Origin of the sequence: Nonomuraea sp. NPDC005730 (genome assembly GCF_040630865.1) — a bacterium.
GTDB lineage: Bacteria > Actinomycetota > Actinomycetes > Streptosporangiales > Streptosporangiaceae > Nonomuraea.
The window spans coordinates 1-26651 of record NZ_JBEXYK010000095.1; the positions used below are offsets into that span (position 1 = coordinate 1).

26 protein-coding genes and 1 pseudogene are annotated in these 26651 nt (G+C 72.4%); 13 read left to right on the plus strand and 14 right to left on the minus strand.

What is annotated here, in order from left to right:
- A pseudogene (locus ABZ444_RS48755) lies at positions 1-300 on the plus strand (hypothetical protein); the annotation flags it as partial.
- A gap of 20 nt (positions 301-320) precedes the next feature.
- On the opposite strand, the gene ABZ444_RS48760 reads toward ABZ444_RS48755, so the two are convergent.
- Entirely contained in the window at positions 321-1199 is an 879-nt protein-coding gene (locus tag ABZ444_RS48760; RefSeq protein ID WP_358011537.1) for a diacylglycerol kinase family protein, read from the minus strand.
- 64 nt (positions 1200-1263) lie between these two features.
- Between ABZ444_RS48760 and ABZ444_RS48765 the strand changes: the two genes are divergently transcribed.
- Genes ABZ444_RS48765 through ABZ444_RS48775 form a run of 3 tightly spaced genes read left to right on the plus strand, consistent with a single transcriptional unit; the run spans position 1264 to position 4233 of the window.
- A complete protein-coding gene (locus ABZ444_RS48765) occupies positions 1264-2823 on the plus strand; it encodes a phospholipase D-like domain-containing protein (protein WP_358011539.1) in 1560 nt (519 codons plus the stop codon).
- Positions 2823-3548 carry a phosphatase PAP2 family protein gene (locus ABZ444_RS48770; protein WP_358011541.1) on the plus strand — a complete coding sequence of 242 codons (726 nt, stop codon included), beginning with the start codon at positions 2823-2825 and terminating at the stop codon, positions 3546-3548. Before ABZ444_RS48765 ends, ABZ444_RS48770 begins: the two co-directional genes overlap by 1 nt.
- Positions 3535-4233, plus strand: a complete 699-nt coding sequence (locus tag ABZ444_RS48775) for a phosphatase PAP2 family protein (protein ID WP_358011543.1) — start codon at positions 3535-3537, stop codon at positions 4231-4233. The genes ABZ444_RS48770 and ABZ444_RS48775 overlap by 14 nt, the downstream gene beginning before the upstream one ends.
- Here ABZ444_RS48775 and ABZ444_RS48780 read toward each other — a convergent pair.
- A complete protein-coding gene (locus tag ABZ444_RS48780; protein ID WP_358011547.1) occupies positions 4230-4406 on the minus strand; it encodes a DUF6203 family protein in 177 nt (58 codons plus the stop codon). The two genes, ABZ444_RS48775 and ABZ444_RS48780, sit on opposite strands and share 4 nt — an antisense overlap.
- Positions 4407-4492: 86 nt before the next feature.
- Here ABZ444_RS48780 and ABZ444_RS48785 point away from each other — a divergent pair, with 86 nt between their 5' ends.
- Both ABZ444_RS48785 and ABZ444_RS48790 read left to right on the plus strand, forming a co-directional pair.
- The gene (locus ABZ444_RS48785) at positions 4493-5374 is read left to right on the plus strand and encodes a hypothetical protein (RefSeq protein ID WP_358011550.1); all 882 of its coding nucleotides are present in this window, start codon (positions 4493-4495) and stop codon (positions 5372-5374) included.
- Positions 5375-5423: 49 nt separating this feature from the next.
- Entirely contained in the window at positions 5424-5999 is a 576-nt protein-coding gene (locus tag ABZ444_RS48790) for a DUF1707 domain-containing protein (protein ID WP_358011552.1), read from the plus strand.
- Between the two features lie 90 nt (positions 6000-6089).
- On the opposite strand, the gene ABZ444_RS48795 is transcribed toward ABZ444_RS48790, so the two are convergent.
- Entirely contained in the window at positions 6090-7013 is a 924-nt protein-coding gene (locus tag ABZ444_RS48795) for a TIGR03620 family F420-dependent LLM class oxidoreductase (protein WP_358011555.1), read from the minus strand.
- Between the two features lie 91 nt (positions 7014-7104).
- Between ABZ444_RS48795 and ABZ444_RS48800 the strand changes: the two genes are divergently transcribed.
- Positions 7105-7650 carry a helix-turn-helix domain-containing protein gene (locus ABZ444_RS48800; protein WP_358011557.1) on the plus strand — a complete coding sequence of 182 codons (546 nt, stop codon included), beginning with the start codon at positions 7105-7107 and terminating at the stop codon, positions 7648-7650.
- 18 nt (positions 7651-7668) lie between these two features.
- Here ABZ444_RS48800 and ABZ444_RS48805 read toward each other — a convergent pair whose 3' ends face one another.
- Both ABZ444_RS48805 and ABZ444_RS48810 read right to left on the minus strand, forming a co-directional pair.
- Positions 7669-8199 (minus strand): TetR/AcrR family transcriptional regulator, encoded by a 531-nt coding sequence (locus ABZ444_RS48805; protein ID WP_358011559.1) that lies wholly within the window; start codon positions 8197-8199, stop codon positions 7669-7671.
- Entirely contained in the window at positions 8192-8530 is a 339-nt protein-coding gene (locus tag ABZ444_RS48810) for a hypothetical protein (RefSeq protein ID WP_358011562.1), read from the minus strand. Before ABZ444_RS48810 ends, ABZ444_RS48805 begins: the two co-directional genes overlap by 8 nt.
- A gap of 82 nt (positions 8531-8612) precedes the next feature.
- Between ABZ444_RS48810 and ABZ444_RS48815 the strand changes: the two genes are divergently transcribed.
- Positions 8613-9077, plus strand: a complete 465-nt coding sequence (locus ABZ444_RS48815) for an ATP-binding protein (RefSeq protein ID WP_358011565.1) — start codon at positions 8613-8615, stop codon at positions 9075-9077.
- Between the two features lie 12 nt (positions 9078-9089).
- Here the strand turns inward: ABZ444_RS48815 and ABZ444_RS48820 are convergent, their stop codons facing one another.
- Both ABZ444_RS48820 and ABZ444_RS48825 read right to left on the minus strand, forming a co-directional pair.
- On the minus strand, positions 9090-9839 hold the full coding sequence (locus ABZ444_RS48820) for an SDR family oxidoreductase (RefSeq protein ID WP_358011568.1): 750 nt from the start codon (positions 9837-9839) through the stop codon (positions 9090-9092).
- On the minus strand, positions 9836-10288 hold the full coding sequence (locus ABZ444_RS48825; RefSeq protein WP_358011571.1) for a MarR family transcriptional regulator: 453 nt from the start codon (positions 10286-10288) through the stop codon (positions 9836-9838). The genes ABZ444_RS48820 and ABZ444_RS48825 overlap by 4 nt, the downstream gene beginning before the upstream one ends.
- Positions 10289-10378: 90 nt before the next feature.
- Here ABZ444_RS48825 and ABZ444_RS48830 point away from each other — a divergent pair, with 90 nt between their 5' ends.
- Positions 10379-11353, plus strand: coding sequence for a hypothetical protein (locus ABZ444_RS48830; protein ID WP_358011573.1), 975 nt, complete (start codon positions 10379-10381; stop codon positions 11351-11353).
- On the opposite strand, the gene ABZ444_RS48835 is transcribed toward ABZ444_RS48830, so the two are convergent.
- The 5 genes from ABZ444_RS48835 to ABZ444_RS48855 form a co-directional block, all read right to left on the minus strand.
- Complete coding sequence (locus tag ABZ444_RS48835; RefSeq protein WP_358011575.1) at positions 11310-12437, minus strand: HupE/UreJ family protein; 1128 nt, start codon at positions 12435-12437, stop codon at positions 11310-11312. The two genes, ABZ444_RS48830 and ABZ444_RS48835, sit on opposite strands and share 44 nt — an antisense overlap.
- 70 nt (positions 12438-12507) lie before the next feature.
- Entirely contained in the window at positions 12508-16461 is a 3954-nt protein-coding gene (locus ABZ444_RS48840) for a metallophosphoesterase (RefSeq protein ID WP_358011577.1), read from the minus strand.
- 230 nt (positions 16462-16691) lie between these two features.
- Positions 16692-16844: a hypothetical protein gene (locus tag ABZ444_RS48845; RefSeq protein ID WP_358011580.1), complete on the minus strand. Its 153-nt coding sequence runs from the start codon at positions 16842-16844 to the stop codon at positions 16692-16694.
- A 141-nt stretch (positions 16845-16985) separates the two neighbouring features.
- Entirely contained in the window at positions 16986-17894 is a 909-nt protein-coding gene (locus ABZ444_RS48850; protein WP_358011582.1) for an NADP-dependent oxidoreductase, read from the minus strand.
- A 78-nt stretch (positions 17895-17972) separates the two neighbouring features.
- Positions 17973-18881 (minus strand): hypothetical protein, encoded by a 909-nt coding sequence (locus tag ABZ444_RS48855; protein ID WP_358011584.1) that lies wholly within the window; start codon positions 18879-18881, stop codon positions 17973-17975.
- A gap of 161 nt (positions 18882-19042) precedes the next feature.
- Here ABZ444_RS48855 and ABZ444_RS48860 point away from each other — a divergent pair, with 161 nt between their 5' ends.
- The 4 genes from ABZ444_RS48860 (at position 19043) to ABZ444_RS48875 (ending at position 24031) form a co-directional block, all read left to right on the plus strand.
- Positions 19043-19597 carry a papain-like cysteine protease family protein gene (locus ABZ444_RS48860; protein ID WP_358011587.1) on the plus strand — a complete coding sequence of 185 codons (555 nt, stop codon included), beginning with the start codon at positions 19043-19045 and terminating at the stop codon, positions 19595-19597.
- Positions 19598-19611: 14 nt separating this feature from the next.
- Entirely contained in the window at positions 19612-20328 is a 717-nt protein-coding gene (locus ABZ444_RS48865) for a hypothetical protein (RefSeq protein WP_358011590.1), read from the plus strand.
- Positions 20329-20475: 147 nt separating this feature from the next.
- Positions 20476-23136: a hypothetical protein gene (locus ABZ444_RS48870; protein ID WP_358011592.1), complete on the plus strand. Its 2661-nt coding sequence runs from the start codon at positions 20476-20478 to the stop codon at positions 23134-23136.
- Between the two features lie 16 nt (positions 23137-23152).
- Complete coding sequence (locus tag ABZ444_RS48875) at positions 23153-24031, plus strand: hypothetical protein (RefSeq protein WP_358011595.1); 879 nt, start codon at positions 23153-23155, stop codon at positions 24029-24031.
- Positions 24032-24083: 52 nt separating this feature from the next.
- Here ABZ444_RS48875 and ABZ444_RS48880 read toward each other — a convergent pair whose 3' ends face one another.
- A complete protein-coding gene (locus ABZ444_RS48880) occupies positions 24084-25769 on the minus strand; it encodes a serine/threonine-protein kinase (RefSeq protein WP_358011597.1) in 1686 nt (561 codons plus the stop codon).
- Between the two features lie 166 nt (positions 25770-25935).
- On the minus strand, positions 25936-26361 hold the full coding sequence (locus ABZ444_RS48885; protein WP_358011600.1) for a carboxymuconolactone decarboxylase family protein: 426 nt from the start codon (positions 26359-26361) through the stop codon (positions 25936-25938).
- Positions 26362-26651 lie beyond the last annotated feature (290 nt).

Sequence of the window (26651 nt, forward strand, 5' to 3'; positions counted from 1 at the left end):
GGTTTCGCCGGCGCCGGCATCGAGAAGGCCGCCGCTGACCTGGGTCATCGATTGATCCGGCCGGCCCGTCAGGACGAACCCGCGCCTGCTGTGCCGTTCCCCGGCTGGCTACGCCAACGCATCGAAGCGATCATCTGGACGTTGAAGAACCAGCTCGGCCTCGAACGCCACAATGCCCGCACCACCGACGGGCTTTGGGCGCGGGTCAGCCAACGCGTCCTCGCCCTCAACGCCGCGATCTGGCACAACTGGAACACCGGCGCCCCCGTGAAACGGTCCCTGACTGCCTACGACCATTAACCCAAATTCACATCAGCGATCTAGGAGGGCAGGCAGACGGTCAGCGCACCCGGGGCCACCTTCGCCTTGATCTTGGTGGTGGCCTCGCGGTCGCCGCCGTCCAGCTCGTACGTCATCGGCGACCCGAACCGGGCCGACACCTTGCGCGCCCGGGTGATGCGCACGAACGGCGAGTCCTCCGACCGTCCGGCGGCCATCTTGCCCATCACCCGGGCCCACTGGATCGGCCCCTTGGCCGTGGACAGCCCGACCTCCAGCCAGCCGTCGTCCGGCCGGGCGTCGTCGAACGCCTCGACCCCGCCGGCGATCGTGCCCACGTTGCCGAGCAGCAGGCAGCTCGCCTCGCCCTCGAACCAGGTGGACCCGTCGACCTTGACCGTCATCGGCACCAGGGGCCCGCCGACGTGCCGGACGGCGGCCTTGACGTAGCTCAGCTTGCCGAACTTCCGCTTGGCCTTGCCGTCGGCCTCGGCGATCATCTCGGCCTCGAACCCGGCGCCGGCCATGACCGCGAAGTGCTCGCCGTTGAGCAACCCGAGGTCCAGCTCGGCACGGCGGCCCTCGAAGCCGATCCGTACGGACTCCTCCAGATCGGTGGGGATGCCCAGGTTGCCGGCGAACAGGTTGGCCGTCCCGGCGGGCAGGATCGCCATCGGCACGCCGGAGCCGGCCATGGCGTCGGCGCAGCGTTGCACCATGCCGTCACCGCCCCAGACGAACACCAGCTCCGCACCCGCCTTGAGCGCCTTGCGCACCTTCTTGGGCGCCTTCTTGCTCTTGGGCACCTCGTGCCAGATCAGCTCGCCGACGTCCCGCTCCGTGAGCAGCACGCGCAGCCGGTCCAGGCCGGCGCCGAGAATCTTCTTCTGATGTGCGACAACCGCGATAGTGGGGGACACTCCTCCCTCACTACCCGGCCTTTACCGGGTTATTAATGGGTTTCGTGCGGGTAGCGGTGGCCGAATGCGCATCCAGGACTGGTTCCTCACCGAGGAGGAACGCGACAACCGGGCGACCGGCCTCGACGCGTGGTCCAGCGGCAACGACGTACGGCCGCTGATCCACGGCGCCACGTACTTCGCCGAGCTGCAGACCTGTCTGGACGCACTGCGCAAGGACGACCTGCTGCTGTTCGCCGACTGGCGGGGCGACCCCGACGAGCGGCTGACCGACGACGGCCCCACGGTGGGCACCGCCCTCGGGGCCGCGGCCGAGCGCGGCGCCGTCGTCAGGGGCCTCATCTGGCGCTCCCACCTGGACCGCCTGCGGTTCAGCGCGGCCGAGAACCGGCACCTGGGCGAGAAGATCGAGAACGCGCACGGGCAGGCGCTGCTGGACACCCGGACCAAGCCGGGCGGTTCGCACCACCAGAAGTTCGTCATCCTCCGCCACGACCGCGACCCCTCGGCGGACGTGGCCTTCGTCGGCGGCATCGACCTCTGCCACAGCCGCCGCGACGACGCCGAGCACCTGGGCGACCCGCAGTCCTGCCCGATGCCCGACGTGTACGGCCCCCGCCCGCCCTGGCACGACATCCAGCTCGCCATCCACGGGCCGGCGGTCGCCGAGGTGGAGAAGACCTTCTGCGAACGCTGGGAGGACCCGGCCCCCGAGACCAGGGACCCGCTGCGCCGCCTGCGCGACCACTTCAGCAAGCTGGACGACGCTCCCCCGCTGCCCGAGCCGGGCCCGCCGCCCCCGCGCGCCGGCACGCACCACGTGCAGCTCCTGCGCACCTATCCCGCCCGGCACAGCGCGTACCCGTTCGCGCCGGACGGCGAGCGCAGCATCGCGCACGCCTATCACAAAGTGCTCGGCAGGGCCCGGTCGCTGGTGTACCTGGAGGACCAGTACCTGTGGTCCACGGACGTGATCGAGCCGTTCGCCCAGGCGCTGGAGCGCGAGCCAGGACTGCGCATGATCATCGTGGTGCCGCGCCACCCCGACCAGGACGGCTGGCTGGCCGGCCCGGCGAGCCTGATCGGCCGGGTCGAGGCGCTGGACCGGCTGATGGGGGCCGGCGGCGACCGGGTCGCGATCTACGACCTGGAGAACCACCAGGGCACCCCCGTCTACGTGCACGCCAAGGTGTGCGTGGTGGACGACGTGTGGGCGTCGGTCGGGTCGGACAACGTCAACCTGCGCTCGTGGACCTACGACTCGGAGCTGAGCTGCGCCGTCCTGGACGAGCGGGAGGACCCGAGGCCGCCGCACGGCGCCCTGAGGTTCGCCCGCGACCTGCGGCTGGCGCTCATGGCCGAGCACCTGGACGAGGAGTCGGAGTCCGGCCGGGACGAGCTGTGCGACCCGGTCGCCGCGTTCGACGCGTTCGCCGAGTCGGCGGCCCGGCTGGAGCGCTGGCACTCGGCCGGCTGCCGGGGCCCGCGCCCGTCCGGCCGGTTACGCCCCCACCCGGCCCCCACGCTGTCCCGGGTGCGCAGGGCGATGGCCATGCCGCTCTACCGGTTCGCCGTCGATCCCGACGGCCGGCCGCCGGAGCTGCGGAGATCGCGGAGGTTCTGATGAAGACATTGCTGCTCGACAGGCTGGGACCACGGATGACGGTCGCGGCGTTCGCCGTCGCGCTCATCATGATCCCGTTCTCCCTGCTGCTCGTCGTGGCCAAGATGCCGCTCAACCGGCTGGACGCCGGGGTGGCCCACGAACTGCACGAGTACGCGCTCGCCCATCCCGGCGTGACCAGGGCGCTCATCGTCTGGACCGACCTGTTCGGGCCGTGGCCGTGGCGCGTCGCGGTGGCGGCGTTCACGGTCTGGCTGCTGATGCACGGCAGGCGCAGGCTGGCCCTGTGGGCGATCACGACCGTGACCGCGGGCGGCCTGATCGGGCTCGGCCTCAAGATCCTCGTCGCGCGGGTGCGACCGCACCTGCCCGACCCCGTCGCGCTGGCGCCCGGCGACTCCTTCCCCTCCGGCCACGCGGTCAACGTGACGCTCGGGGCCGGGGTCGTCACCCTGCTCCTGCTGCCGATGTTGCCCCGGTGGGGGCGCCGGCTCGCCTGGGTGCTGGCCTGTTTCGTGGTGGTCTCGGTGGGCTTCACCAGGATCGCCCTCGGCGTGCACTGGGTGAGCGACGTCGTGGCGGGGGTCGTGCTGGGCGTGGCGGTGATCGCCGCGACCGCGGCGGCGTTCGAGACGTGGCGGCGCGACACGGGCCGCCGGCCCACCGCGCCGCTGACCGAAGGTATGGAACCCGAACCGGTGAAGGTGCCCGATGAGCAGAGCTGAGCATGTCCGGTACTACGCGTTGTCGCTGGTGTTACCTCTGGTGCTGATGGGCGCCGTCACGTACGGCATGGGGCTGCTCATCGTCGGCGTCCCCCAGCCCGGTGACGTGGCCGTGAGCAAGGACTTCGCCTCCATCCGCACGTCGCTGTGGAACACGCTCACCGACTACGGCACCAGCCTGTCGGACACGCCGTACGTCGTGGCGTTCACGGCGGTGGCGGTGATCCTGTTCCGGCTGGTCTACAAGCGCTGGCGGGAGTCGATCTTCATGATCGCGGCGGTCTGGGGCCAGTCGCTGGTCTTCCTGGCCACCACCGAGCCCGTCGGCCGCAGCCGTCCGCCGGTGCCCCACCTCGACCCCGCGCCGCCCACCTCCAGCTTCCCCTCGGGGCACGTCAGCGCCGCCGTCGCGTTCTACTGCGGACTGGCGCTGGTGCTGACGACGCACGTGCGCAACCGGGCCCTGCAGGTGGTGATCTGGACGATCGGCATCGCGGCGCCGCTGATCGTCGCCTTCTCCCGGCTCTACCGCGGCATGCACTTCTTCTCGGACGTGACGTGGGGGCTGCTGCTCGGGGTGTTCTGCGTGGTGGTGGCCGCGCGGTCCATCCTCTACCGGACCTGGGACAGACGGCCGGCGGCCGCGGAGGGCGACCGCCGGCGTCCCGCCTCCGTAGGGGACTAGCGGCGGTGGTAGGCGGGCCCGCGACGCGCCCGCCGGCGGTCGGTCGGCCGTCCGGCGGGCCGCCCGGCCTGCTTCCTCCGCCGTCCGAGCAGATAACCGGCGGCCAGGATCGCCAGCCCCCAGGGGGTACGGGCCAGCCAGCGCGCCACGAAGATCTTCATGAACTTCCTCATGCCCGCCCGCTGCCCCCGCCGGGCCCCGTGATGCGGAAGCCCGGCCCCACCAGGACCATGCCGCCGCGGCGCCTACCATACGGCCCATGACCACGCACGGATTCACGCTCACCGCGAAGGGCCCGTTCGACTTCGGCGCCACGCTGCGCTTCGTCGAGGACTGGCCGGCCACCAGCGCGCTGCCCTCCGACGGCCGGACGCTGCGCTTCGCCTACTGCGCCGAGTCCGACTGGCTGCCGATCGGGGCGAGCGTCACCGCCGCCCCCGGTGGCGTCGCCGTCACCACCACCCGCGCCCCCGGCCCGGCGATCCGCGGCGAGATCGCGCGCATCTTCTCCCTCGACGTGGACGCCACCGGCTTCGCCGAACTGGGCGCGGCCGACCCGGTGCTCGGCGACGTGCAGCGGGACCGCCCGGGGCTGCGGCCGGTGTGCTTCTGGAGCCCGTGGGAGGCGGCCTGCTGGGCGGTGATCGTGCAGCGCTCGTCGATGATCGTCGCCTCGCGCGTCAAGCAGCGCATCGCCGACCGGTACGGCGCGGCCGTCACCGTGGACGGGCAGGCGTACCAGGCGTTCCCGCCGCCCGTGAGCCTGGTGGACGCGGGCGGTCTCGGCCTGCCGGCGCAGAAGGAGGAGTGGCTGCGCGGCCTGGCGCAGGCGGCGCTCGACGGCGTGCTCACCACCGAGCACCTGCGCTCGCTCACCCCCGAGGACGCCCTGGCCGAACTGCGCGCGCTGCCCGGCGTGGGGCCGTTCTCGGCCGGGCTGATCCTGATCCGCGGAGCCGGCGCGCCCGACGCGTTCCCCGGCGACGAACCCCGGCTGTTCGGCATCCTGCGCGAGGCGTACGGGCTGCCCGAGGACGCCCCCGCGGGCGCCTACCGCAAGCTCGCCGAGTCCTGGCGGCCCTACCGGTCGTGGGCGTCGTTCCTGTTCCGCGCCACCGGCTACCGGGCCGCCGGAGACTGAGCCCGCACGCGCATGGCCCGCGCGCCCGATGATCCTTAGAGTGGTCGCCATGACGGACGACGCCGACATCCGGGCCGGCGACCACGACCGCGACCAGGTGGCCGACAGGCTGCGGCAGGCGGTCGCCGAAGGCCGCATCAGCCTCGACGAGTTACGCGAACGCATCGACCGCGCGTACGCCGCCAGAACGGTCGGCGAGCTCGGCGCCCTCGTCGCCGACCTGCCCGTCCTCTCCCCCGTTCCCACCTCCGCCGCCGCCTCCGGCGTGCTGAGGATGCACACCGAGCACTGGCGGGTGAGCCGGGCCGGGCGGTGGGTGGTGCCGCCGCGCATCGACGTCCGGCTCGGCGTCTGGGGCACCGCGAAGCTCGACCTCCTCGCCGCCGAGTGCCCGCATCCCGAGGTGGAGGTGCGGGTGACGATCACCTCGTGGTTCGGCGACCTGCACCTGAAGGTCCCGCACGGCTGGCGGGTGCGCGCCGACGAGGTGGTCTCCCCCGGGCTCGGCCGGGTCCACAACAAACCGGTCGAACCGCCCGCCGCCGACGCGACGGTGCTCCGCCTCTCCGGCCACAGCCGAGGCGACATCTGGATCCGCTACCGACCTCGACGGCTTGATGTCTGATCACTTCGCGTTGATCATCTGACCCCCTCTCCCGCCGTCTGCCCGGTTTTGGGAACCCCCTCGGGCCGCCGCCCGTGCCGGGCATGGTCGTCACAGAGAGGTCAGGGCGGCGAGTTCGCGCCACTCGGGGAGGGGCAGGTCGCCGGGGTTGTCGGTGAGGACCTGGAGGCACACGTGGTCGGCGCCCGCGTCGAGATGGGCGCGTACGCGCTTCTCGATCGCCGCCGCGTCGCCGTGGGCCACGATCGCGTCCACCAGCCTGTCGCTGCCGTGCTCGATCTCGTCCTCGCCGAAGCCGAGCCTGCGCAGGCTGGCGGCCTGGTGGGGCGCCGCGGTGCGGTAGAAGGAGACGTGCTCCGCGGCCACCTCGCGGGCCCTGGCCGGGTCGCGGTGCAGCACGACGGCCTGCTCGACGGCCAGCAACGCGCCGGGCCCCATCGCCTCCCTGGCCCGCGCGGTGTGCTCGACGGGCACGAAGTACGTGTGGGCGCCGAGCGTCCGCCGTGCCGCCAGGTCCAGCATCTTCGGGCCGAGCGCGGCCAGCACGCGGCGCGGCGCGTGCGCGGGGGCCGCCGATTCCAGCGGGACGGCGTCCATGGCGTCGAGGTAGCCGCCCATCGTGGTCACCGCCCGGCCCAGGCTCGGGATCGCGTAGCCGTCCATCTGGATCGGCTCGTCGCTGATGCGGTGGCCGCCGAGGCCGAGCAGGTACCGGCCGGGGTGGGCCTCGTTGAGCGCCCGTTCGGCGGCGGCCATGGCGATCGGGTCGCGCAGGGCGATGTTGGCGATGCCGGCGGCCACCGTGATCCGCCTGGTCGCCGAGAGCAGCAGCCACGACTGGCTCACCGAGTCGCGGCCGAACCCCTCGCCGAACCACAGCGCGCCGTACCCCAGCTCCTCGATCTCGGCCGCGGCCTCGCGCGCCGCCCCGGCGGGGTGGGCCTCGAGGGCGAACGTCCACAGGCCCACCTTGCCCAGGCGGGGTCCGTCGTCGTGGTGGACGTCGTCGGTCATGGGTCACCGTCCCGTCTATCCGGAGAACTTCTCCGGTTACGTCGGGGACTATAATCGGAGATGTTCTCCGATTCAACCGCGGGAGTGTCCAGTGCCGGCACGGGCCATGCGCGCCGACGCGCGCCGCAACTACGAGCAACTGGTGGCGGCGGCCATCGCCGTGGTCGCCGAGGAGGGGCCCGACGCCTCGCTCAACGAGATCGCCAGACGGGCCGGCGTCGGGGCGGGCACGCTCTACCGGCACTTCCCCACCCGCGAGGCGCTGCTCGCGGCCGTGTTCGAGGGGCGGCTGACCCGGCTGTGCGCGCGGGCGGAGGAGGCGGGCCAGGCGCTGCCGCCCGGTGAGGCGCTGGTGGCCTGGCTGCGGTCGCTGGTCGCGCACGCCATGACCGACCGGGGGCTCGGGGCGCGGATGATGCTCACCCAGGGCGGGGCGGGGGTCGACTGCTGGGCGATGTTGCGCGCCGCCGCCGCCCGGCTGCTGCTGCCCGCCCAGGAGGCGGGGGCCGTGCGCGCGGACGTCGAGGTCGCCGACCTGGTCGAGCTGGCGGCGGGCATCGCCCAGGCCACCCCCGACCCGGCCCGCGCCGACCGCCTCCTCACCCTCACCCTGGACGGCCTGCACCCCCGTCCCTGAACCCGGGGATACGCCCGCTCAGCGGGCCGCGGCGGCGGTGAACGCGGACATCCCGGCGGTCCAGGCGGCCTCGATGTCGGCGCCGGGCGGGAAACGGCCGTCGAGTTCGAGCATGACCAGGCCGTGGGCCAGCCCCCAGACCGCGCGGGCGGCGGCCTCGCCCCGCACGAGCCGGACCAGCGGCAGCGCCGCCCGTTCCTCCACCCCGGCGGGCAGCAGGTCACGCGGCAACGGTCCCGCGCTCATCAGCCGGTACAGGTGCGGATGGCCCAGCGCGTACGCCCGATAGGCCCGCCCGAGCACCGCCAGCCCGCCCCCGCGACCGTCGTGCTCGGCGCGTTCCAGGGCGGTGGCCAGTTCGGCGAGGGCGATGGCGATGAGTTCGGCCTCCACGGCGGACTTGTCGGGAAAGTGCTTGTAGAGCGACGGCGCGCGGATCCCGAGCCGGGCGGCCAGCGCCCGCATGGTCAACGCGTCCGCCCCGCCCGCCTCGACCAGCTCCCGCGCCGCCGCGACGATCTGCCCCGCGCGCGGCGACAGCTCAGCCACGCGCACTCCTCGGACCGTGACCGAGGAAACGGGCGACGGCGACGTACGTCATCCAGGCCAGCCCCGCCGTGAAGACCGGCACCCAGCCCAGCGGCGAGACCGAGTAACCGACCAGCACGGCCAGCGGGATCCACGGACGGTGGGCGAGGTCGTGCACCACCGCCGGCCCGCCGAACCTGGTCGCGTACGGCGCCAGCACGAACAACGCCGAGCTGACCGGCGTGGCGCCCCCGTGCTTGGCCACCTCGAAGACGAGGAACGCGAGGCAGAAGGCGGCGAGCACGGCCCACCCGGAACGGCCGGCCACTCGCCTGACGGTCACTGCGGTCATGATGCCCTCCTGGAAGCTAACGCTGTTAGCCACACTCTAGGCTAACGACGTTAGCCTGTCCAGGACCAAATAGGGTGGAACCATGATCGATCGGGAGGTGGCCGTGCTCATCGGCCTGCAGGCCTCCGGCAAGTCCACCTTCTACCGGCGCTGCCTGGCCGCCACGCACGCGCACGTGAGCAAGGACGACTTCCCCAACGCGCGCCGCCGTCAGCACCGCCAGCTCCGGCTGATCCGCGAGGCGCTGGAGGAGGACCGGAACGTGGCCGTGGACAACACCAACGCCTCGCCAGAGGAGTGGCAGCCGCTCATCGTGGCCGGCCGGGAGCACGGCGCGCGGGTGGTGGCCTACTGGTTCCCGCCCAACGTCAAGGGCTCGCTCCAGCGCAACGCCGAGCGTACGGGCCGGGCCAGGGTCCCCGAGGTGGGCGTGTTCGCCACGCTCAGACGGCTGCGCCGGCCGCGCGCCTCCGACGGCTTCGACGCCGTGTACGCGGTGGAGTTCGACGGCCGCGGCGGCTTCTTCGTCCGCAGGCAGGACGGCTGAGCCGACGCCGGGTCAGGGGCGGCGGGTGGCGAAGCGGTAGGCGATCTTGGCGGGGGTCAGCCAGCGTACGTGGGCGCCGTTCCTGGCCCGGCCGACCACCCGCTCGGCCAGCCACGGCGCCACCGTCTCCACCGGATCGGCGAGGATCGCGAAGATGCGGGCCGACCGCTCCCGCTCGGCCTCCGAGTAGCCGTGCGTCAGCAGGTCGGTGACCACCATGCCGGGGCTGAGCAGGCCCGCCGTCACCCCGTCGGGGGCCTCCTTGGCCAGCGCCCTGGTCAGGTACGTCACCGCCCGCTTGGTGGCGCCGTAGACGGCGAGTCCGGGCACCGTCCGGCCGTCGCCGCCCAGCCCCTCCATGTTCCAGACGTGGCCGCCGCCGTCCTGTGCCGCCATGCCCGCCACCGCCACCGCGCAGCCGTTGACCGTGCCCAGCAGGTTGACCTCGGTCACCGCGCGGGCCTCGGCGGCGGGCAGCCGCCACAGCGGGAGGCGGTCGTGGGAGATCCCGGCGTTGTTGACCCAGATGTCCACCCGGCCGTGCCGCCGTACGGCCTCGTCCCAGAGGTCCTGGAGGCGGGCGCGGTCGGCGACGTCGGCCACGACGGCGGGCACGCCGAGCTCGGCCCCCGCCGCGGCCACGCGGTCCGGGTCGGTGCCGCACACGGTCACCCGGTGGCCCAGGGCGGTCAGCGAGCGGGCGAGGCCGAGGCCGAGCCCGCGGGTGCCGCCGGTGATCACGATCGACCGGGACGCGCTCACGCCTCGTGCTCCTTCCTGGCCGCCACGGTCGCCTCGATCGCGTCCGCGAGGAACCTGCCGACGACCTCCCGCTCGGCCGGGGTGATCGCGTCGATCGCCGCGGTGAGGCGCCGGACCAGCGGGGCGAAGAACGTGCCCGCCAGCTCGACGGCCTGCTCGTTCATGACGACCTCGACCTTGCGGCGGTCGCCCGCGTCGCGCCGCCGTACGACGTGGCCGGCCTGCTCCAGCCGGCCGAGCAGGGCCGTCGTGGCGGGGGCGGAGAGGTTCAGCGCGGCCCCCAGCCCGCCGGGCGAGAGCGGCCGGCCGGCGAGGTGGGCGTCGAGGATGACCACCAGGGCGTTCATGTCGGTCCTGTGCAGCCGGTGCCCGACCGCGAAGCCCTCCACGAACCGGTCGCTCTCCACGTTGAGCCGGCGGATGAGGACCATCAGGTCGTAGGCCGTCATGTCACCCCTTATATTTCTATGGTGGAAGTATTCCATCATAGAAAGAAAACGTTAGCCGCGATCCGTCCTGAGACGGTACTCGTCGCGGGGGTGGTCGCGAGCGCCGTCCTGACCGGCCTGATCTGGTTCCTGGGCCGGTGGCTGGACGACGTCGTGCTGCTGCCCGACCAGGGCGCGTCCTGGTACTACTGGAAACTGCCCGAGCCCAGCGTGTGGACCAGGTTGTCGGCCTGGGCCGGTTACGCCGCCCACCAGCTCGTGTTCTGGTGGCTCATCCACCACGCCCAGACCAGGGTCCGCCGCTACTCCGCCGGTCTCCACCCGGTCAACGTCGTCGCGCTGGCGGTGAACGCCGGGTTCGTCGCCCTGCACACCGTGCAGACCCACCTGTTCTACGACGGCCTGGCCCAGGACGTGTCGATCTACAGCTCCCAGGGCTCGGTCGTCCTCCTGCTGGTCGTCGTCCTGATCATGGAGAACCGGCGGCGCGGCCTGTTCCTCGGCCGGCCGGCGCCCATCAGGCGGGAGATCGTCGACTTCGCCCGCCGCTACCACGGCTACCTGTTCAGCTGGGCGGCGGTCTACACCTTCTGGTACCACCCGGCCGAGTCCACGCCCGGCCACCTGATCGGCTTCTTCTACATGTTCCTGCTGCTGCTCCAGGGCAGCCTCTTCCTCACCAGGGCGCACACCAACCGCTACTGGACGGTGACGCTGGAGCTGGCCGTCGTGGTCCACGGCACCCTGGTGGCCGTCATGACCTCGGGCCCGGACGGCTTGTGGCCGATGTTCCTGTTCGGCTTCCTCGGCGTCTTCGTGATCACCCAGATGCACGGCCTGGGCCTGTCCCGCGCCGCCCGCTGGGCGCTGACCGGCTGCTACGCGGCGGCCCTGATCGCCGTGTACGCCCTGCGCGGCGACCTGACCGGCACGAACGAGGCGATCAGGATCCCGGCCATCGAATACCTGCTGGTCGGCGTGCTGGCCCTGCTCGCCTGGGGAGCCGGCCGCCTGTGGGCGCTCAGAGCGGGAGCGGGATCCGGTCGAGGAACCAGTACAGGCTGACCGCCACGATGGACAGCGACACCGCGGCCACCGTCCAGCGGGCCGCGGCCGTCCGCCGCAGCAGCACCAGCAGCGGGAAGAGCACGGCGATGATCGCGAGCTGGGTCACCTCGATCCCGACGTTGAAGCTCAGCAGCGACAGCAGCAGCTCCCACGACCCGCTCTCGCGGATGTCGAGCGCGCCCGCGAACCCGAGCCCGTGCATCAGGCCGAAGGCGAAGACGACGGGCAGCCGCCAGGCGCCCGGCCGGTCGCGGCCCAGCAGGTTCGCGAGCGCGACGACGACGATCGAGGCGGCGATGACCGGCTCGACCACCGCCGCCGGCACGGCCACCACGCCCATGGCGGCCAACAGGAACGTGATGCTGTGGGCGACCGTGAAGGCGGAGGCGGTGACCACGACGTCACGCGCGCCGCGGGCGCCGATGATCAGGGTGAGCAGGAAGAAGACGTGGTCCAGCCCGAGCACGAGGTGCTCGACGCCGAGCAGGAAGAACTCCCCGATCTGGCCGGCCGCCGCGCGTTCGGCCAGGCGCAGGGTCGGGCTCGCGGCGGTCAGGACGGCCGAGCCCCGCTCGCCGGCGAGGTCGTAGCGCAGGAGCGTCTGGGTGCTGTGGACGAACGTCTCGGCGTCGGGGAACAGGGCGCTGGAGATCGTGTGCTCACCCCCGTCCACCGCCGGGCAGGCGTAGGCGAGGGTCAGCGTGGCGAAGACGGCCTTGCCGCGCGGGTGCACGTCCGCCCCGCCCGCCTGCCGGGGGACGCACGGCCGATCGGCGCGGGCGACGGCGAAGCGGCGGGTGACGTAGCCGAACACGGCGTCGCGGTTGACCGCGAGCTGCCGGAGCTGCTCGGCGCGCCCCTTGGCCTCGTACGCCTCGGCGTAGAGCCAGGCGGACTTCATCAGCAGGTCGTACTCCAGGTCGAGCACGACCCTGACGTCGGTGGCCGTGCCGGTCACCTCGGCGTGGGCCTTCGTGGTCGCGTCGTGCGCCGCCGCGGGGGCGGGGTGCAGCAGGTCGGCCAGCGCGGCGCAGAGGATGACGGCCAGGACGACGGCGTACGGCCAGCGCCAGCGAGGCATGTCTGGTCTCTCCAGGTTCGGGGGGAAGGGCGCCGCCCCGGGCGCGGGCCCGGGGCGGCGAGGGGGCGGATCAGCGGGTGAACCAGCGGTACATGGGCGAGTCCTTGTCCCACTTGCCGGGACGGCCGTGCTCGTCCTTGGTGACGAAGACGCTGGGCTCGGAGGCGGTGACGCCGCCGCCCGCGGAACGGGCCGTGACGAACCAGGCGTAGGCCGTGTCGTCCTTGAGGTGCTTCCACGTCACCGAGGCGACCTGGCCCGAGGCGGCGGTGCTCCCGCCGATGATCTTCGTCGGCTTGTAGAGCGCCAGGGAGTCGGTCCTGAAGCTCGTCGTCCGGGTGGTGAGGTCGACGGGCAGGACCATGTTGTCCTCGCGCCCGTCGTAGCGGCGCAGCGGGTCGAACTCGCCGGCGCCGAAGTCGCCGAGCAGCGGGGAGTAGGTGTCCACGCTCAGCTCGGCCCGCTTGACGTCGAACTGCAGCAGCCGGAAGTAGCCGGCCCCGAACTGGAGCCGGTCCTCCGGCTGGTAGCCGCCGATCTCGGTGAGCCCGAGCCGGTCGGCCGAGACCGTGTAGAACTGGTAGTCGGCCAGCAGCTCGACCACGCCGTTGCCGACCTGGCCGACCTTCGGCTTCACGTTGGTGCCCACGCCGTGCTCGTGACCGGCCAGGATGAGGAAGACGTTCGGGTTCTTCCCCACCACCGTCTTGTAGAGCATCGAGCCGTCGGGAGCGGAGAAGGCGGCGCCGCGGCCGTCGGCATTGGTGCTCGGCACGAGGTAGTCGTGCGAGAGCAGGATGCCGTTGCGGCCGGGGAACTTCTTGAAGACCGAGTCGGCCCACTCGGCCTCCTCCCTGGTCACGCCGTACGACAGGCCGACGACCACGAAGTCCAGGCCGCCCGCGGAGAACAGGTCGTAGTGGTTCTGGTTGTCGCCCTCCTTCCACGGGCCGCCGTACTCGGCGTGCCGCCAGCCCTGGGAGGCGTCCTGGTAGCGGGACGGGCCGTAGTACTTGTTGTAGATCGCCTCGGGGCCGTTCTCGGTGCCCGACTGGTTGTCGTGGTTGCCGGCGATGACGCCGTTCGGGATGTTCGCCTGGTCGAGCACGCGCTGCTGCTTCGACGACACCTCGAACTCGCCGACGACCTCGCGCTGCATGGCCTCGTCGGCGGGCTTGCGGATGTTGTTCTCGATGATGTCGCCGGTGTGGGCGACGTAGGAGATCTTGCGCTGGTCCTTGTTGGCGGTGATCCAGTTGACGATGCCGGCGTAGGCCGACTCCCACACCGCGCGCTCCTGCGCGCTCTCCTGCTCCACCGCGCCCTCGGAGATGTACTGGGTGTCGGTGAAGTGCACGATCGAGAAGTCGTACGTGGCGGGGTCGGCGAAGCCGTTCGGGTCGCCGGGGTCGATGTCGTCGGCGAACGGGTCCTCGCCGGTCACCATGACGTGCACCTGCTGCCGGTCCACGTACTCGGAACCGACGACGGCGGTCAGGACGGTCCTGCCGTCGGCCCCGCCGCGGGCGCTGGTCAGCAGGTCCCACGCCTTGGCCTCGGTGTTCCAGGCCCGCAGCGAGGCCAGCCGCTCGGGGTCGACGACGCCCTCCCAGCGCAGCACGGGCGCGTCCACGTGGCCCTGCACCTTGACGTCGAAGCGCTGGTAGACGAGGTCGCGGCCGGTGGGGGCGTCGAGCGTGCGGCCGTCGCCGGGTTCGAGCCCGTCGGCCCTGATCCGCCGCTCGCCCGGCACCTTCAGCGTCGTGGGCAGCGTCGTGGCCGTGCCCTGGTACGCCTCGTCCGGGGTGAGGATCCTGGCCTCGGAGAAGGTGGCCGTCACCGGGCCGCCGCCGGGCTCGCCGACCTTGGCCGACAGCGTGACGGGGTCGGTGACGTCGGCCGTCCCCGAGGCCGGGGTGAGCTCGGCGGGGGCGTCCGGGATGCCGGCCGACTCGAAGACGATCTCCCGGGCCGCGGCGTTGCCGAGCCCGTCGGCGCCGGTGACCGACAGCGTGTGCCGGCCCGCCTTCAGCCCGGGGCCGATCCGGGCGCCCAGCTCCACGGCCTGGCCGTCGAGCTTGACGTCCGGCCCGGACACGACGCCGGAGGCGTCTTCGAGCCTGACGTCCAGGACGACGGTCGCAGTGATCTTCTCGTCCGCGGCGGGGACGCTCCTCGCGACCTTCGGCGCGGAGTTGTCGGTGATCAGGACGCGGTCGGCGGTCCGGCCGGAGGTGGCCCTGGCCGCCAGGGTGTGCCGGCCGTCCTTGATCGCGGTGGTGTCGAGGTCGGCGCGCAGGCCGCGAGCCGGGGCGTCCACCAGGAACTCCAGGTCGATCTCGGTCAGCGGGTTCGCCGTGTCGCCGCAGTTGCCGTCGCCCATGCCGTAGGACGGCTTGATCATCTGACCGGCGGCGGTGCCCTGCGCCGGGGTGAGGACGATGTTGGAGATCGCGAAGTCGTCCCGGTTGGCGCCGCAGGACGTGGGGTACGTGCCGGCCACGAAGTCGATCGTGTTCCAGCCGGGCACGAGGTACTCGTTCGGGATCGGCAGGTCCACCCGGCGGCTCACGAAGTCGCCGTCGAGCACCACCTTCTGGCCGTTGACCAGCACGAAGTTCTGGTAGCGGGCCTCGATCGAGTTGCTGCCCACGGTGAAGCCGAGGGTCGCCTGGCCCGCGCCGAGCGTCCCGGTGACGTGCACGGCGGGGGCGTCGATCGTGTAGCGCAGTTCGGCCTCGCGCGGGAGGGCCTGGTCGCCGCCGCAGTCGCCGTCGCCCAGCGCGTACGAGGGCTTGACGTCCTTGCCGGTCACCGTGGCGCCGTCGAGGGTCAGGGCGAGGTTCGCGATCGTGAAGTCGTCGCGGTTGACGCCGCAGGAGTCCTTGTAGTCGCCGGTGACGACCTTGATCGTGTTCTCGCCCGGCGTCAGGAACCTGGCCGGGACCGCGACGGTCACGCGCCGGCTCGCCCAGGTGCCGCCCAGGTCGATGCGCTTGCCGTTGACCAGCAGGAAGTCGTCGTACTTGTCGTCGATCGAGTCCGCGCCCACGTCGAAGGCGAGCATGGCGGCGCCGTTGCCGAGCGTGGCCCTGGTGACCGGCTTGCCGCCGTCCACGGTCAGCGACTCGACGCCGCCCGCGCCGGCCGCCGGGACGGTCGCGTACACCGTCTTGGTGCCGGCCACGAGGGTGCCGTCGGTGGGCAGCAGCCGCGGCGCGCCGGCCGGGGCGTTGTTCACCGTCACGGTGTTCCGGACGGTCGCGCCCGCCGCGGTGGCGGCGCTGAGGACGTGCTCGCCGTTGGCCAGCGCGGTGGTGTCCAGGTCGGCGGCGAGACCGGTGGTGCCGCGCGGGTCGGACTGGGTGAAGAACGTGAGCGTGGCGCGCTTGAGCAGCGTGGTGTTGCTGCCGCAGTTGCCGTCGCCGAAGTTGAGCGTGTAAGGGTTGTCCTCGCCGTCGGCCACCTCGCCGAGCAGTTCGAGGCCCACGCCCGAGAGCACGAAGTCGTCGTGGTTCTGCCCGCAGGACGACTGGATCGTGCCGACCACGATCTCGACCGTGTTCTCGCCCTTGACCAGGTGCTCGTTCGGGATCTCGATGGTGGCCCGCTGGTTGGCGAAGTTGCCGATCTCGGCCTGGTACGCGCCGTTGACCTGCACGTAGCTGTGGTACTGCGCCTCGGTGGAGTTCGAGCCGACGTCGAAGGCCAGCTTGGAGACGCCCACCGTCGCGGTGGCGGTGACGGGGGTGCCGTCGATGTCGAGCTTCGTGACGCTGTCACCGGCCGTGGCCGGGACGGCGGCGACCTTCGCGGTGCCCTCCAGGTAGGAGCCGGTGGCGGGGGTGAGCGCGGGCGGGGCGGGGGTGCTCGTCGGGGTGGGGGTCGGCCGTCCGCGGCCCTGCTCCACCGGGTCGGCGTACGCCGCCGTCACGAGGCCGCCCACCAGCACCGCCGCGAGCGCGGTGGTGACGGCGAGGCGTCCCCTGCTCCTCGAACCGCCTGATAACTGTCGTGCTGCCATCGGCTGCATCGGGTCCTTCCATGACGTTCACCGGCAGCCGATGAGGCGGCGTGCCCTTCGAGCGGACACGTTGGAGCGCACGGGTGAACGTTGTGCATGGAGAGACTGAAGGGGCGGGGAACTGTCTCCTCATTCTGGCCATCTGCCCACAGACAGGAACAACCCCGACAAGAGAGACGGCGTGACCCGCGGCCCGCGGGCCGGGTGTCACGCCGTCGTGCCGCTCAGGCTCAGCTCTGATGCCCCGGGAGGTTCTTGTTCTCCTGGGACTTGTTGCCGGAGGACTTCTTGTCGGTACCGGTGCGGCTCTGGGTCGAGGAGCTCCGGCTCTTGTCCTTGTCCTTGTCGCCCGTCTTCGTCTTGCGGGCCTTGCTCTGCGGCATGACGGTTCCTTCCTTCGGTACGCGGAGTCAGCGGGTCGCTTGGCTCCGTAACTGCGCGTGCCCGTGGCCCGGACGGTCATACGGCAGGCCGGTCAAGGTTTCCTCAATAGGCCGAAATATCCATACATTTGCCGCCGGTCGTCAGATCTCGATCACCACCTTCCCCGGCACGCTGCCGCGCTTGTCGCGGAACGCCCGCCCGGTCTCGGCCAGCGGATACACCGCCCCGACGTGGGCGCGCAGCAGCCCCGCCCCGGCCCGCGCGGCCACCTCGGCGAGCTGGGCGCGGTCGGGCTCGACGATGAAGAACACCGCCCGCCCGGCCTCGGGCACGACCGGCGGCGGCGCGGTGATCGAGACCAGCGTGCCGCCCGGCCTGACCTTCGCCGCCGAGCGGGCGAGCAGGTCGCCGCCGATCGTGTCGAAGATCAGGTCCACCGGCTCGACCGCCTCCTCGAACGACTGCCGCTCCAGGTCGACGAACTCGTGCGCCCCCAGCTCCACCGCCAGGCCCGCGACGCGCCCCCGTCCGGTGGCGATGACGTGCGCACCGGCCCGGCGGGCGAGCTGGACGGCGAGCGTGCCCGTGCCGCCGCCCGCGCCGTGGACGACGACCGTCCGGCCCGCCTCCAGGCCGCCGTGCGTGAACAGGCCCTGCCAGGCGGTCAGCCCGGCGAGGGGCAGCGCGGCCGCCTCGGTGAAGGTGACGTTGGCGGGGATCGGGGCCAGGTTGCGCGCCTCGACCGCGACGTACTCCGCCGCGCCGCCGTCGCGGTGCCAGTCGGTCAGGCCGAAGACGCGGTCGCCCACGGACAGGCCGGTGGTGCCGTAGGCGACCTCGGACACCACGCCGGCCACCTCGTGCGCGGGGACGGACGGCGCGCGGTCCCGCCCGGCCCGGTCGGTCCAGGTGCCCGGCCACTCCAGCTCGTCGGGGACGAAACCGGCCGCGTGCACGCGCACCACCACGTCGCCGGTGGCCGGGCGCGGCACCGGAACGTCATCGAGGGCCAGGTCGCCGCCGGGCCGGTGCACGCGTATCGCTCTCATGGTCATCGCCTCTCCGTTCATCGTCATTGTCGGCGACAGGACGGGACAGCGACCCGGAGTGTGACAGCGACGCGCCGGTCAGGGCCAGGACCACCGGATGCCGACCAGGCCCGGCTGGAGGGCGGCGGCCATCAGGTGGACGGCGTGCTGGGCGTTCAGCGTCAGCTCGGAGGCGGTCAGCTCGCCGCCGCCCGGACCGCGGCGGGCGAAGCGGTGGATGCGCACCGGCAGCTCGACCGGGTCGAAGGCGACGCGCAGCACGTACTGGCCGGCCGGGAAGCGGAAGCCGCGCTCGTAGAAGCAGGACTCGGCGCCGCTGAGGTCGGCGATCTCGTACCGCAGCACGTGGGTGTCGCCGACCCGCAGCGACCGGTCGAACAGCAGCTCGGCGACCACCGTGGCGGTCTCGCCGTCCCTGGTGACGCGGCCGACGCGGCAGTCCTCCAGGGCGGCGACGGTGACCCGGTCCACGTCGCAGCCGGCGTCGCCGCGGTAGATCATGATGTAGCGGTCGGCGCCCTCCTCGTGGGCCTGCACCACCTGCGTGGTCTCGCGGGTGGTGAGGCTGCGGTCGGGGCCGATGCGCAGCGACTCGTACATCACGGCGATGTGCAGGCGGCGGTCGTCGGCCACCGCGTCCAGCTCGTCCAGCATGGCGGAGACCACCTGGGCGGGCCGGAACAGGGTCGAGTACGCCACCCCGGGCGCGCGGCCGCGCGGCTTCGGCGGCCCGAGCAGCCCGATCAGCGAGCGCGGCGGCAGGTCGAGGATCTCCTCCAGGGCCCCCACGGCCCGCAGCGACTCCTCGCGCTCCGGCCGGCGCAGGCCCTGCTGCCAGTAGCTCAGCGTGCTCACCCCGACGTGGAGGCCGCGCTGTGCCAGCCGGTGGCGCAGCCGTTCGAGGGTCAGCCCCCGCGCTCCGACCGCGGCTCGCAGGGCGACGTGAAAGGGGCCGGCGCGCAGCGCGGCCTGGAGCTCATCCGCCACGTTGTGAATGTTCACAGATTTCCACAGATTCGTCATCACTTCATGAACGTCATGAAATGTCACCTTCCACAGTGATCTGTCAGGGAAATCCGCTCCCCCTTGTACGGCCATCTCCGCAGGTCGAACATCCTTCGCAGCACCCCCCAGCAGAAGGAGCGCCTATGTTCCGCCTGGCCGTGGCCCTCGCCCTAGCGGCGGCCACCTGGATCGCGAGCAGCCCCCCGGCCTCGGCCGCGACCTGGTACAAGCTGAACTTCACCCAGCAGTCGCAGCAGTACTCCAACTGGTGCTGGGCCGCGACGGGCAACTCCGTCGCCGCCTACTACGGGTACTCCTACAGCCAGAACCAGTTCTGCAACCTGGCCTTCAACCGCGGCGTCAACACCAGCTGCCCGAACAACCAGGCCACCCTCGGCAACGACCAGACCGCCTTCCGCCAGATCGGCATCAGCCCCGGCGTGTACGTCTACGACTACCTGACCTACGCCGCCATCGTCAGGGAGATCGACGCCGACCGCCCGATCATGGCCCGCATCCAGTGGACCAGCGGCGGCGGCCACATGGAGGTCATCTACGGCTACGACAAGACCTCGTCGTACGTGTACTGGAGCAACCCGTGGCCGTCCAGCACCCGCTACAACTGGTCCACCTACAACTACTACGTCTCGAACTCCTCGTTCTTCTGGACCCACTCGCTCGACTACATCGGCGCGTGAAGGAGGCCATCGACATGAAGCTCATCGCAGCGGTCGCGGCCCTGACCGCGCTGTTCCTGTGGGTCCCGAGCCCCGCGCTGGCCGACCCCGGCGCGCCCACCCAGGCCGACGTCGACGCCGCCAGAGCCGCCGCCGCGGGCGCCGGCGACACGGTCGGCCGCTTCTTCGCCGGCCAGGGCAGGCAGACCAGCCTGGCGCCGGTGGCGGCGCGGGTCGACGGCCCCACGGTCGCCGTCAACGACCTCAACCCGGACTTCGTGTCCGGACGGTCGGCGGAGATCGCCCGCTTCGCCTTCCTCGCCACCGGCGCCACCGCGCCGGACGGGCAGACCGCCTCCGTCTGGACCACCCGCGACCGCCGCGGAACGTGGGTGGTCAGCAACATCGCCAGCGGCGGCGACGAACAGCGGTACGCGGGCCAGACCGGCACCGTGTTCCGCGAGCCGCAGCTCAACGCCTGGTACGCCCTGCGCGACGGCACGGTCGTGCCGCTCAACGACGAGGCCGCGCAGTCGGTGGGCCGGGCGGGCGTCCCCGTGGCCGACTACCGGCGGCTGGCGCACCAGCGCTACGCCGCCAAGCTCCCCGGCAGCGCCTATGCCAGGGACGGCTACGCGGGCGGCTACGGCGTCCCCGGCCCGGGGAGCACCCCCTTGCCCTGGGTCGTGGGCGCCGTGGTCCTGCTCGGCGCGGCGATCACCGTTCGCCTGCTGCGCGGACGCCGCACCTGACAAGATCCGGTGCACGGCCCGCGCCTCCGACGGCCATCTCGGCGGAGGCGCGGGCCGCCTTTTTCTGAGTAGCCCCTACTCATGCCCTCCCCCGCCCCTCGCCCTCACCATGGCGGCACAGCTGCTCATCCACGAGGGGGGACGACCATGGCAGACATCCACAGCGCGGCGGCCGCGGGGCCGCCGTCCCCGCCGGCCGCGCCGGTGCTGGACAACTCGGCGCGGGAGGTGCTGAAGGGCACGCTCGTTCCGCTGCGGGTGCCCACCGCGCACGACGACGCACATGACGGCGCGGGCGGCGGCATCGTCAAGCTGGGGGCGGTCCGGCAGCTCGCGCTGGCCCCCGGCGACACCGACGCGGTCCGTGACCGCCTCCGGGCCGGGAACGCCCCTGAAGGCGTCTCCGGCGAGGCGTTCGACCTGCTCAGGAGCTTCGAGGAGCAGCCCGTCGCGGCGCTGCGCCCCGATCCCGCCGCGCTGGCGCGGGTGCCGGCCGCCGAGCTGGCGCTGTTCGCCGGGACGCTCGTCGAGCTGCGCGCCGAGCGCCTGCGCGAGGCGGAGAGCACCGGCGCCCGGGAGGCGGCCGGCCGGGCCGCGCAGGCGCTCAACACCGCCGCGGTGGCCCTGCGCGGCCTGGCGGTCAACACCGCCGCGCCGCCCATCGGCATGCTCAACCTGGAACGCATCGAGATGGTGCCGATCGGGATCCAGCGCGGCGAGCTCGTCTCGACCGTCCCGCTCGCGCCCGGCGAGGTGACCGCGGTCACGCACAAGGAGTGGTCGGTCACCTCGAAGGAGTTCACCACCATCGTCACCGACTCGCTGGAGGAGGTCAGCGAGACGGGCGTGACCGACAACACCGACCTGTCGCAGTCGACGTCGTCGCAGAGCCAGCACTCGAACCAGTTCAACATCACCGGCACGGTCCAGGGCGGCATCCCGATCATCTCCGGTTCGAGCACCACCGGGTTCACCGCGCAGGGCTCGGAGTCGGCCTCGGCCGCCGAGAGCATCAAGCACGCCCGCGCCACCACGCAGAAGGCGTCCTCGCGCTCCCGCCGCGAGCACAAGGTGACCATCTCCACCACCACCGTGACGGGGTCGGAGGAGACCTCGACCCGGGTGCTGAAGAACACCGGCAACGACCCCGTCCGGATCGACTACTTCAGCCTCATGCGCAAGTGGCGGGTCAGGCTCTACCGGTACGGGCTGCGCCTGACGTACGACATCGCGGTCCCCGAGCCGGGGGCGTCGATGCGGCGGGCGTACGCGGAGCTCGAACTGCTGCGCTCGCAGCAGGGCCCCTTCGAGTTCCCGGTCAAGCACGGCGACATCACCACGGAGCTGGTCGACCAGGACGGCCACCCGTCCCCGACCGGCGTCCCGAAGTACCAGTGGCTGGCCGACCGGCACGGCGTGACCGTCCGGCCGCACCCCGAGGCGCCGACGCCGCTGACCGTCAGCTCGCACGTCAACACCGACGGGAACTGGTGGTTCCTGGACCTGGAGTTCGACGTGCCGGGCGGCACGCACATCCGGGAGATCATGCTGGACGCGCAGGTCGGCAAGGACGACTCCGACGACAAGATGAACTTCGACGTCATCGGGGCCCGTTCGGAGCCGACGTGGCGCAACCTGTCGGACGCGCTCATCATCCGCGACCACCGGATCATGTCCTTCGACGGCGCCACGCCCTACATGCGCGGTTTCACCGGCCGCCACAAGATCACGTTCTTCTTCCACCACTCCGAGCGGGTGTTCGTCGGGCTCGGCGTGCGGCTCGACCTCACGGACGAGGCCGTCGAGCAGTGGCGCACCGACGTCTGGAACACGCTCTACAACGCCGCCCAGACCAGGTACTTCGCCGAGCAGGAGGACATCGCGGCGCGTATCGCGGCCATCGAGGACAAGCTGGCGAATGTCGACACCCTGACGCTGCGGCGGGAGGAGAGCGACGAGATCATGAAGTGCGTCCTGCGGTTCATCCTCGGGAGCGACTTCGACTTCATGCCCGCCGACGTCCTGGCCGCCTTCCTGGCCGCGCGCGTGGACCTCCAGCACGGCATCGGCTTCGACGGGCCGAGCCTCGGGCTCAGCGCCGAGCAGTGGACGCTGCTGCGGCGGCACGAGGACCTGGTGCGTTTCATCAACCAGGCGATCGAGTGGGAGAACGTGGTGACGTTCCTCTACTCCTACTTCTGGGACGTCCCGCCGAGCTGGCCGTTCATCCGGCAGTTGCGGCACCAGGACCCGACCCGGCAGGCGTTCCTGCGGGCCGGCAGCGCGCGGATCGTCCTCACCGTGCGCAAGGGCTGGGAGGAGGAGTGGATGCGCTTCGCCGAGGGGGGCGCGGTCGGCGCGCCGATCCCGGCGCCGTACCTGACGATCGCGCAGGAGATCGCGGCCTACGACGACCGCAACTATCCCGGCATCCCGCCCGCCAACCCCGAACGGGCGGCCGCCCGGCTCCAGGACGCCGCCTTCACCACGTCCTCGTCGGACCTCGCGCCGAGCCCGAACCCGGTGAACATCAAGGTCGGCAACAGCTCGGCGTTCGCCGTCGGGCTGCCGGTCGTGCTGGACGCCGAGGACGACCGCCGCGTCCAGGAGGCCCAGCTCGTCGTCGCCATCCCGGACGCCACCCACCTCACGGTCGAGCGCCTGAGCTTCGCCCACCGCGGCACGCAGGCTCCCGTGCCGATCCTGCAACCGGGTGAGAAGGGGGCGCTCATCGCCGAGTGGCACGAGTACACGCCGTCGTCCGGCACCGACATCGCGCTCACGTCCAACCTCGCGACGATCTCGTAGGGCGGCGGACGGCCCGATGACGTACTTCTGCTTCCAGAGAAGCCAGAACGACCGGGTCTCCCGGATCTCCCTCACCGTCGGCGAGGAGACCCAGCCGATGATGTGGAAGGGCGAGAAGCCCGACGACAACGTGCACGCCGTGCTCTTCCACCACACCTCCGGCCTGGTGTTCCTGGAGGAGACCCGGGCCTCCTACGACCCGCAGGGCTCCTACCGGGTGTTCGCGCTGACCGGCAGGACGCCCGGATCGGGCCGGTTCGAGGCCATCGAAGTGCCGCGGACGGGCGCCCTGCGCACGCTCGGCCGGTTCGACCTCGACGTCCGCGACGCCACCGACGACCAGGCCGACCTGGTCTACACCGGCAAGTTCCTGTACTGGCGCCGATCCATGCCGGCCTCCCTCCAGGGCTCGGGCACGCTGCTGTACGCGGCCACGTCCGGCCTGGTGGGACACCAGATCGGCACCATGCAGAACAGCAAGGACCACGGCCCGCTGCCGGAGGGCCTGTACACGTTCTTCACCCACGTCGATCCCCGGCAGAACTCCGTCGAGGCGGCGAACCAGCGGGGCGACAAGGCCGTCTCCAACCCCGGTGAGGGCATCCAGTTCCTGCCCGTGGGCGGCAACGGCCCGGTCTTCCCCGACTGGGGCACGTTCCGCGTCCGGCTCACCCCGACCCAGGGGAACATGTACGGGCGTGGCGGCTTCTACCTGCACAACTCACACAAGGGGTACAGCCACGGCTGCGTCGAGGTCGGGGTGAACGCCGACGGCCTCGACTTCTTCTCGGGCCTGCTGGCCTACGCCGGCAGCCAGCCGCGCAAGGCCAAGCTCGTGCTGCGCGTCCGGTACTCCTACCCCGAGCAGGGCACCCTGGGCAGAACCCTGCGCTGACCCCTCGGCCCGCACCGCCGCGGAACCCCGCGGCGGTGGCGGCGGCGCGGGGTCACCGGCGGCAACGCACGCGGGCGGCGGAGACCGTCACCTCGTGGGTGTCGTCGGCCCCGACGGGCTGGTTGCCGACCAGGACGGTGAGCCGGCCCGCGGCGGGCACCCGCCAGGTGCCGAGCGGGGCCCAGCGCCCCCGGTGTGCGCGCTGGTCCACGGCCACCGGCGGGCCGAGGTGCGGCGGGTCGGTGTCGTTGTCGTCCAGGTAGTAGAAGGCGAGGCCGGTCGAGCGGGGGTCGTCGGGGATGTGCACGTCGACCGTGCAGCGCGCGCCGCCGCGGGTGTCGAAGTACCAGTTGACCGCCTGGTTGAAGTGGGCCGGCTCGTTCCCGACGCGCAGCGCCAGCGCCGCGCCCACGCAGCCGTCGCCCTTCCACCCGCCGGTGACGGGACGCCAGGCGGGGTCGGCGTAGAACCACTCCGCGGCGCACCGGGGGCCGTGCACGGCCTGCCACCGGACGGGGCCCGTGGGGGTGGGGCCGGGCGGCGGCTGGGTGACCACCACGGTGTTGGGATCCAGCATGGTTCCGGGATCGTCCGCCGCGGTCGCCCTGACGGTCGCCGGGCCGCCCGTCGTCGCGGTGGTGGTGGGCGCGGGGGTGGGGCCCGTCGTGGGCGTGGCGAGCCGGGGGAACAGGACGGCGGCCGTCGCGCCCAGGGCCAGCAGGACGGCCCCCGCCGCCAGCGCCCGCCCCGGCCAGGGCGTCCTCGCGGGCCGCGTCGTCCCGGTGCGGTCGTCCTCGGTGCGGTCGTCCTCGGTGCGGTCGTCCTCGCTGGGGTCGTCCTCGGTGGGGTTTTCCTCGGCGGGGGCGTCCTCGGCGGGGTCGGTTTCGCCGATGAGCGCCTGGTACTCCACGTCGGAGGCCCAGGACAGCGGGGCCGCGGCGCTCCCGGCGAGTGCCGCCGCCCGGTCGGACGTGATCCGCTCCGCCGGGTCGCGCGCGGCGCACGAGCGGATCAGCTCGGCGAGCGCGGGCTCGACTCCGTCCACGTCGATGTCGGCGTTCAGGCTGCTGTAGAGCACCGCCATCGGCTCGCCGCGCCCGAACGGCGGGCGGCCGGTGGCGGCGTAGGCGACCGTGCCGGCCAGCGCGAAGACGTCCGCCGCCGCCATGACCGGCTCCTGGCGTACGGCCTCGGGAGCGATGTAGCCAGGGGTGCCGACGATCTCCCCCGACGTCGTGATCGTGCTCTGGCCAGGGGCCCGCGCGATGCCGAAGTCGATCAGCCGCGGGCCCTGCGGCGACAGGATGACGTTGTGCGGCTTGAGGTCGCGGTGCTGCACGCCGTGCCGGTGCACGTCGGCCAGGGCGGCGGCCAGCCCGGCGAGCAGCCGCCGGCACAGCCCCGCCGGCAACGGCCCACGCTCGGCCACCGCCCGCAACAGCGTCGGCCCCCGCACGTACGCCGTCGCCAGCCAGTACGGCGGCGCCGTCACCCGTGCGTCCACCAGCGGCGCCACGTACGGGCTGCGCAGGCCGCGCAGGGTGGCCGCCTCGCGGCGGAAACGTTCCATGGCCTCGGCGTCGGCCGGATCGTGCTTGATGACCTTGATGGCCACCAGGCCCAGGCGGCGGCTCCTGGCCAGGTACACCACGCCCATACCGCCCGCGCCGAGGCGCCCGAGCAGCCGATGGCCGCCGATCTCGGGTGGGTCCGTCGCCTGTAACGCCTGCACGCTCATCCCAGTCGATCATGACAGACCGGACGGTCGGGAGGCAGCCCCCCGTCACGGGCGGATCGGGCCGGATCAGGCCGCGGCGGGGGCTTCGGCCGGAGCCGGGCGGATCGGGCCGAAGCCGACCGCGGGAGATCGGGCCGGATCGGGCCGGATCGGGCGGGGGCCTGGGTCAGGCCGTGCCGTCCGGCACGGGGAGCAGGCCGCGTTCGGCGAACACCTTCTTGGCGGCGAACGTCGCGTTGAGCGCGCGTGGCATGCCGCAGTAGACGGCCGAGTGCAACAGGGACTCAATGATCTCATCGGGCGTCAGGCCGACGTTCAGAGCGGCGTTGACATGCACGTCGAGCTGGGGTTCGCAGCCGCCGAGCGCGGTGAGCGCGCCCAGGGTCACCAACTGGCGGTCGCGGGGGGCCAGGCCGGGGCGGTCGTAGATCTCGCCGAAGGCCCAGGCGACCACCTGGTGGGCCAGTTCGGGCGAGACGTCGGCAAGTGCGTCCACGACCCGCTGCCCGGCCTCGCCGTCGATCTTCCGGAGCACCTCCAGGCCGTGTTCGTAGCGCTGTTCACGGTTGGATCCTTCTGCAATGTTCGTCATGTCCGGAACGGTAGAACTTCGAGCGCACTCAAACGCAAATCGCCCCCACGGCGACGGCGGGGCCGCGGCGGATGCGACGACGGGGGCAGCGGGGGGCGCGAACGCATAGCGCAGCGGGGCCCAGCAGGGGGCAGCAGGGCGCAGCGCAGCGGGGCCGGCGGTGGCGCGCTGCACGGTGGGCGGCAGCGCGACGCAGCGCAGCGCGATGGGACGCGGGGGGCGCAGCGCGATGGGACGCGGGGGGCGCAGCGCGATGGGACGCGGGGGGCGCAGCGCGATGGGACGCGGGG

Bases quoted from the DNA above. Each gene is read 5' to 3' on its own strand.
- ABZ444_RS48775 (WP_358011543.1), top strand. From the start codon at position 3,535: ATGAGCAGAGCTGAGCATGTCCGGTACTACGCGTTGTCGCTGGTGTTA.
- ABZ444_RS48865 (WP_358011590.1), top strand. From the start codon at position 19,612: ATGAAGCTCATCGCAGCGGTCGCGGCCCTGACCGCGCTGTTCCTGTGG.
- ABZ444_RS48870 (WP_358011592.1), top strand. From the start codon at position 20,476: ATGGCAGACATCCACAGCGCGGCGGCCGCGGGGCCGCCGTCCCCGCCG.
- ABZ444_RS48850 (WP_358011582.1), bottom strand. From the start codon at position 17,894: ATGAGAGCGATACGCGTGCACCGGCCCGGCGGCGACCTGGCCCTCGAT.
- ABZ444_RS48845 (WP_358011580.1), bottom strand. From the start codon at position 16,844: ATGCCGCAGAGCAAGGCCCGCAAGACGAAGACGGGCGACAAGGACAAG.
- ABZ444_RS48825 (WP_358011571.1), bottom strand. From the start codon at position 10,288: ATGACGGCCTACGACCTGATGGTCCTCATCCGCCGGCTCAACGTGGAG.
- ABZ444_RS48880 (WP_358011597.1), bottom strand. From the start codon at position 25,769: ATGAGCGTGCAGGCGTTACAGGCGACGGACCCACCCGAGATCGGCGGC.
- ABZ444_RS48795 (WP_358011555.1), bottom strand. From the start codon at position 7,013: ATGACCGACGACGTCCACCACGACGACGGACCCCGCCTGGGCAAGGTG.
- ABZ444_RS48840 (WP_358011577.1), bottom strand. From the start codon at position 16,461: ATGGCAGCACGACAGTTATCAGGCGGTTCGAGGAGCAGGGGACGCCTC.
- ABZ444_RS48835 (WP_358011575.1), bottom strand. From the start codon at position 12,437: ATGCCTCGCTGGCGCTGGCCGTACGCCGTCGTCCTGGCCGTCATCCTC.
- ABZ444_RS48780 (WP_358011547.1), bottom strand. From the start codon at position 4,406: ATGAGGAAGTTCATGAAGATCTTCGTGGCGCGCTGGCTGGCCCGTACC.
- ABZ444_RS48785 (WP_358011550.1), top strand. From the start codon at position 4,493: ATGACCACGCACGGATTCACGCTCACCGCGAAGGGCCCGTTCGACTTC.
- ABZ444_RS48810 (WP_358011562.1), bottom strand. From the start codon at position 8,530: ATGACCGCAGTGACCGTCAGGCGAGTGGCCGGCCGTTCCGGGTGGGCC.
- ABZ444_RS48815 (WP_358011565.1), top strand. From the start codon at position 8,613: ATGATCGATCGGGAGGTGGCCGTGCTCATCGGCCTGCAGGCCTCCGGC.
- ABZ444_RS48885 (WP_358011600.1), bottom strand. From the start codon at position 26,361: ATGACGAACATTGCAGAAGGATCCAACCGTGAACAGCGCTACGAACAC.
- ABZ444_RS48765 (WP_358011539.1), top strand. From the start codon at position 1,264: ATGCGCATCCAGGACTGGTTCCTCACCGAGGAGGAACGCGACAACCGG.
- ABZ444_RS48860 (WP_358011587.1), top strand. From the start codon at position 19,043: ATGTTCCGCCTGGCCGTGGCCCTCGCCCTAGCGGCGGCCACCTGGATC.
- ABZ444_RS48790 (WP_358011552.1), top strand. From the start codon at position 5,424: ATGACGGACGACGCCGACATCCGGGCCGGCGACCACGACCGCGACCAG.
- ABZ444_RS48770 (WP_358011541.1), top strand. From the start codon at position 2,823: ATGAAGACATTGCTGCTCGACAGGCTGGGACCACGGATGACGGTCGCG.
- ABZ444_RS48875 (WP_358011595.1), top strand. From the start codon at position 23,153: ATGACGTACTTCTGCTTCCAGAGAAGCCAGAACGACCGGGTCTCCCGG.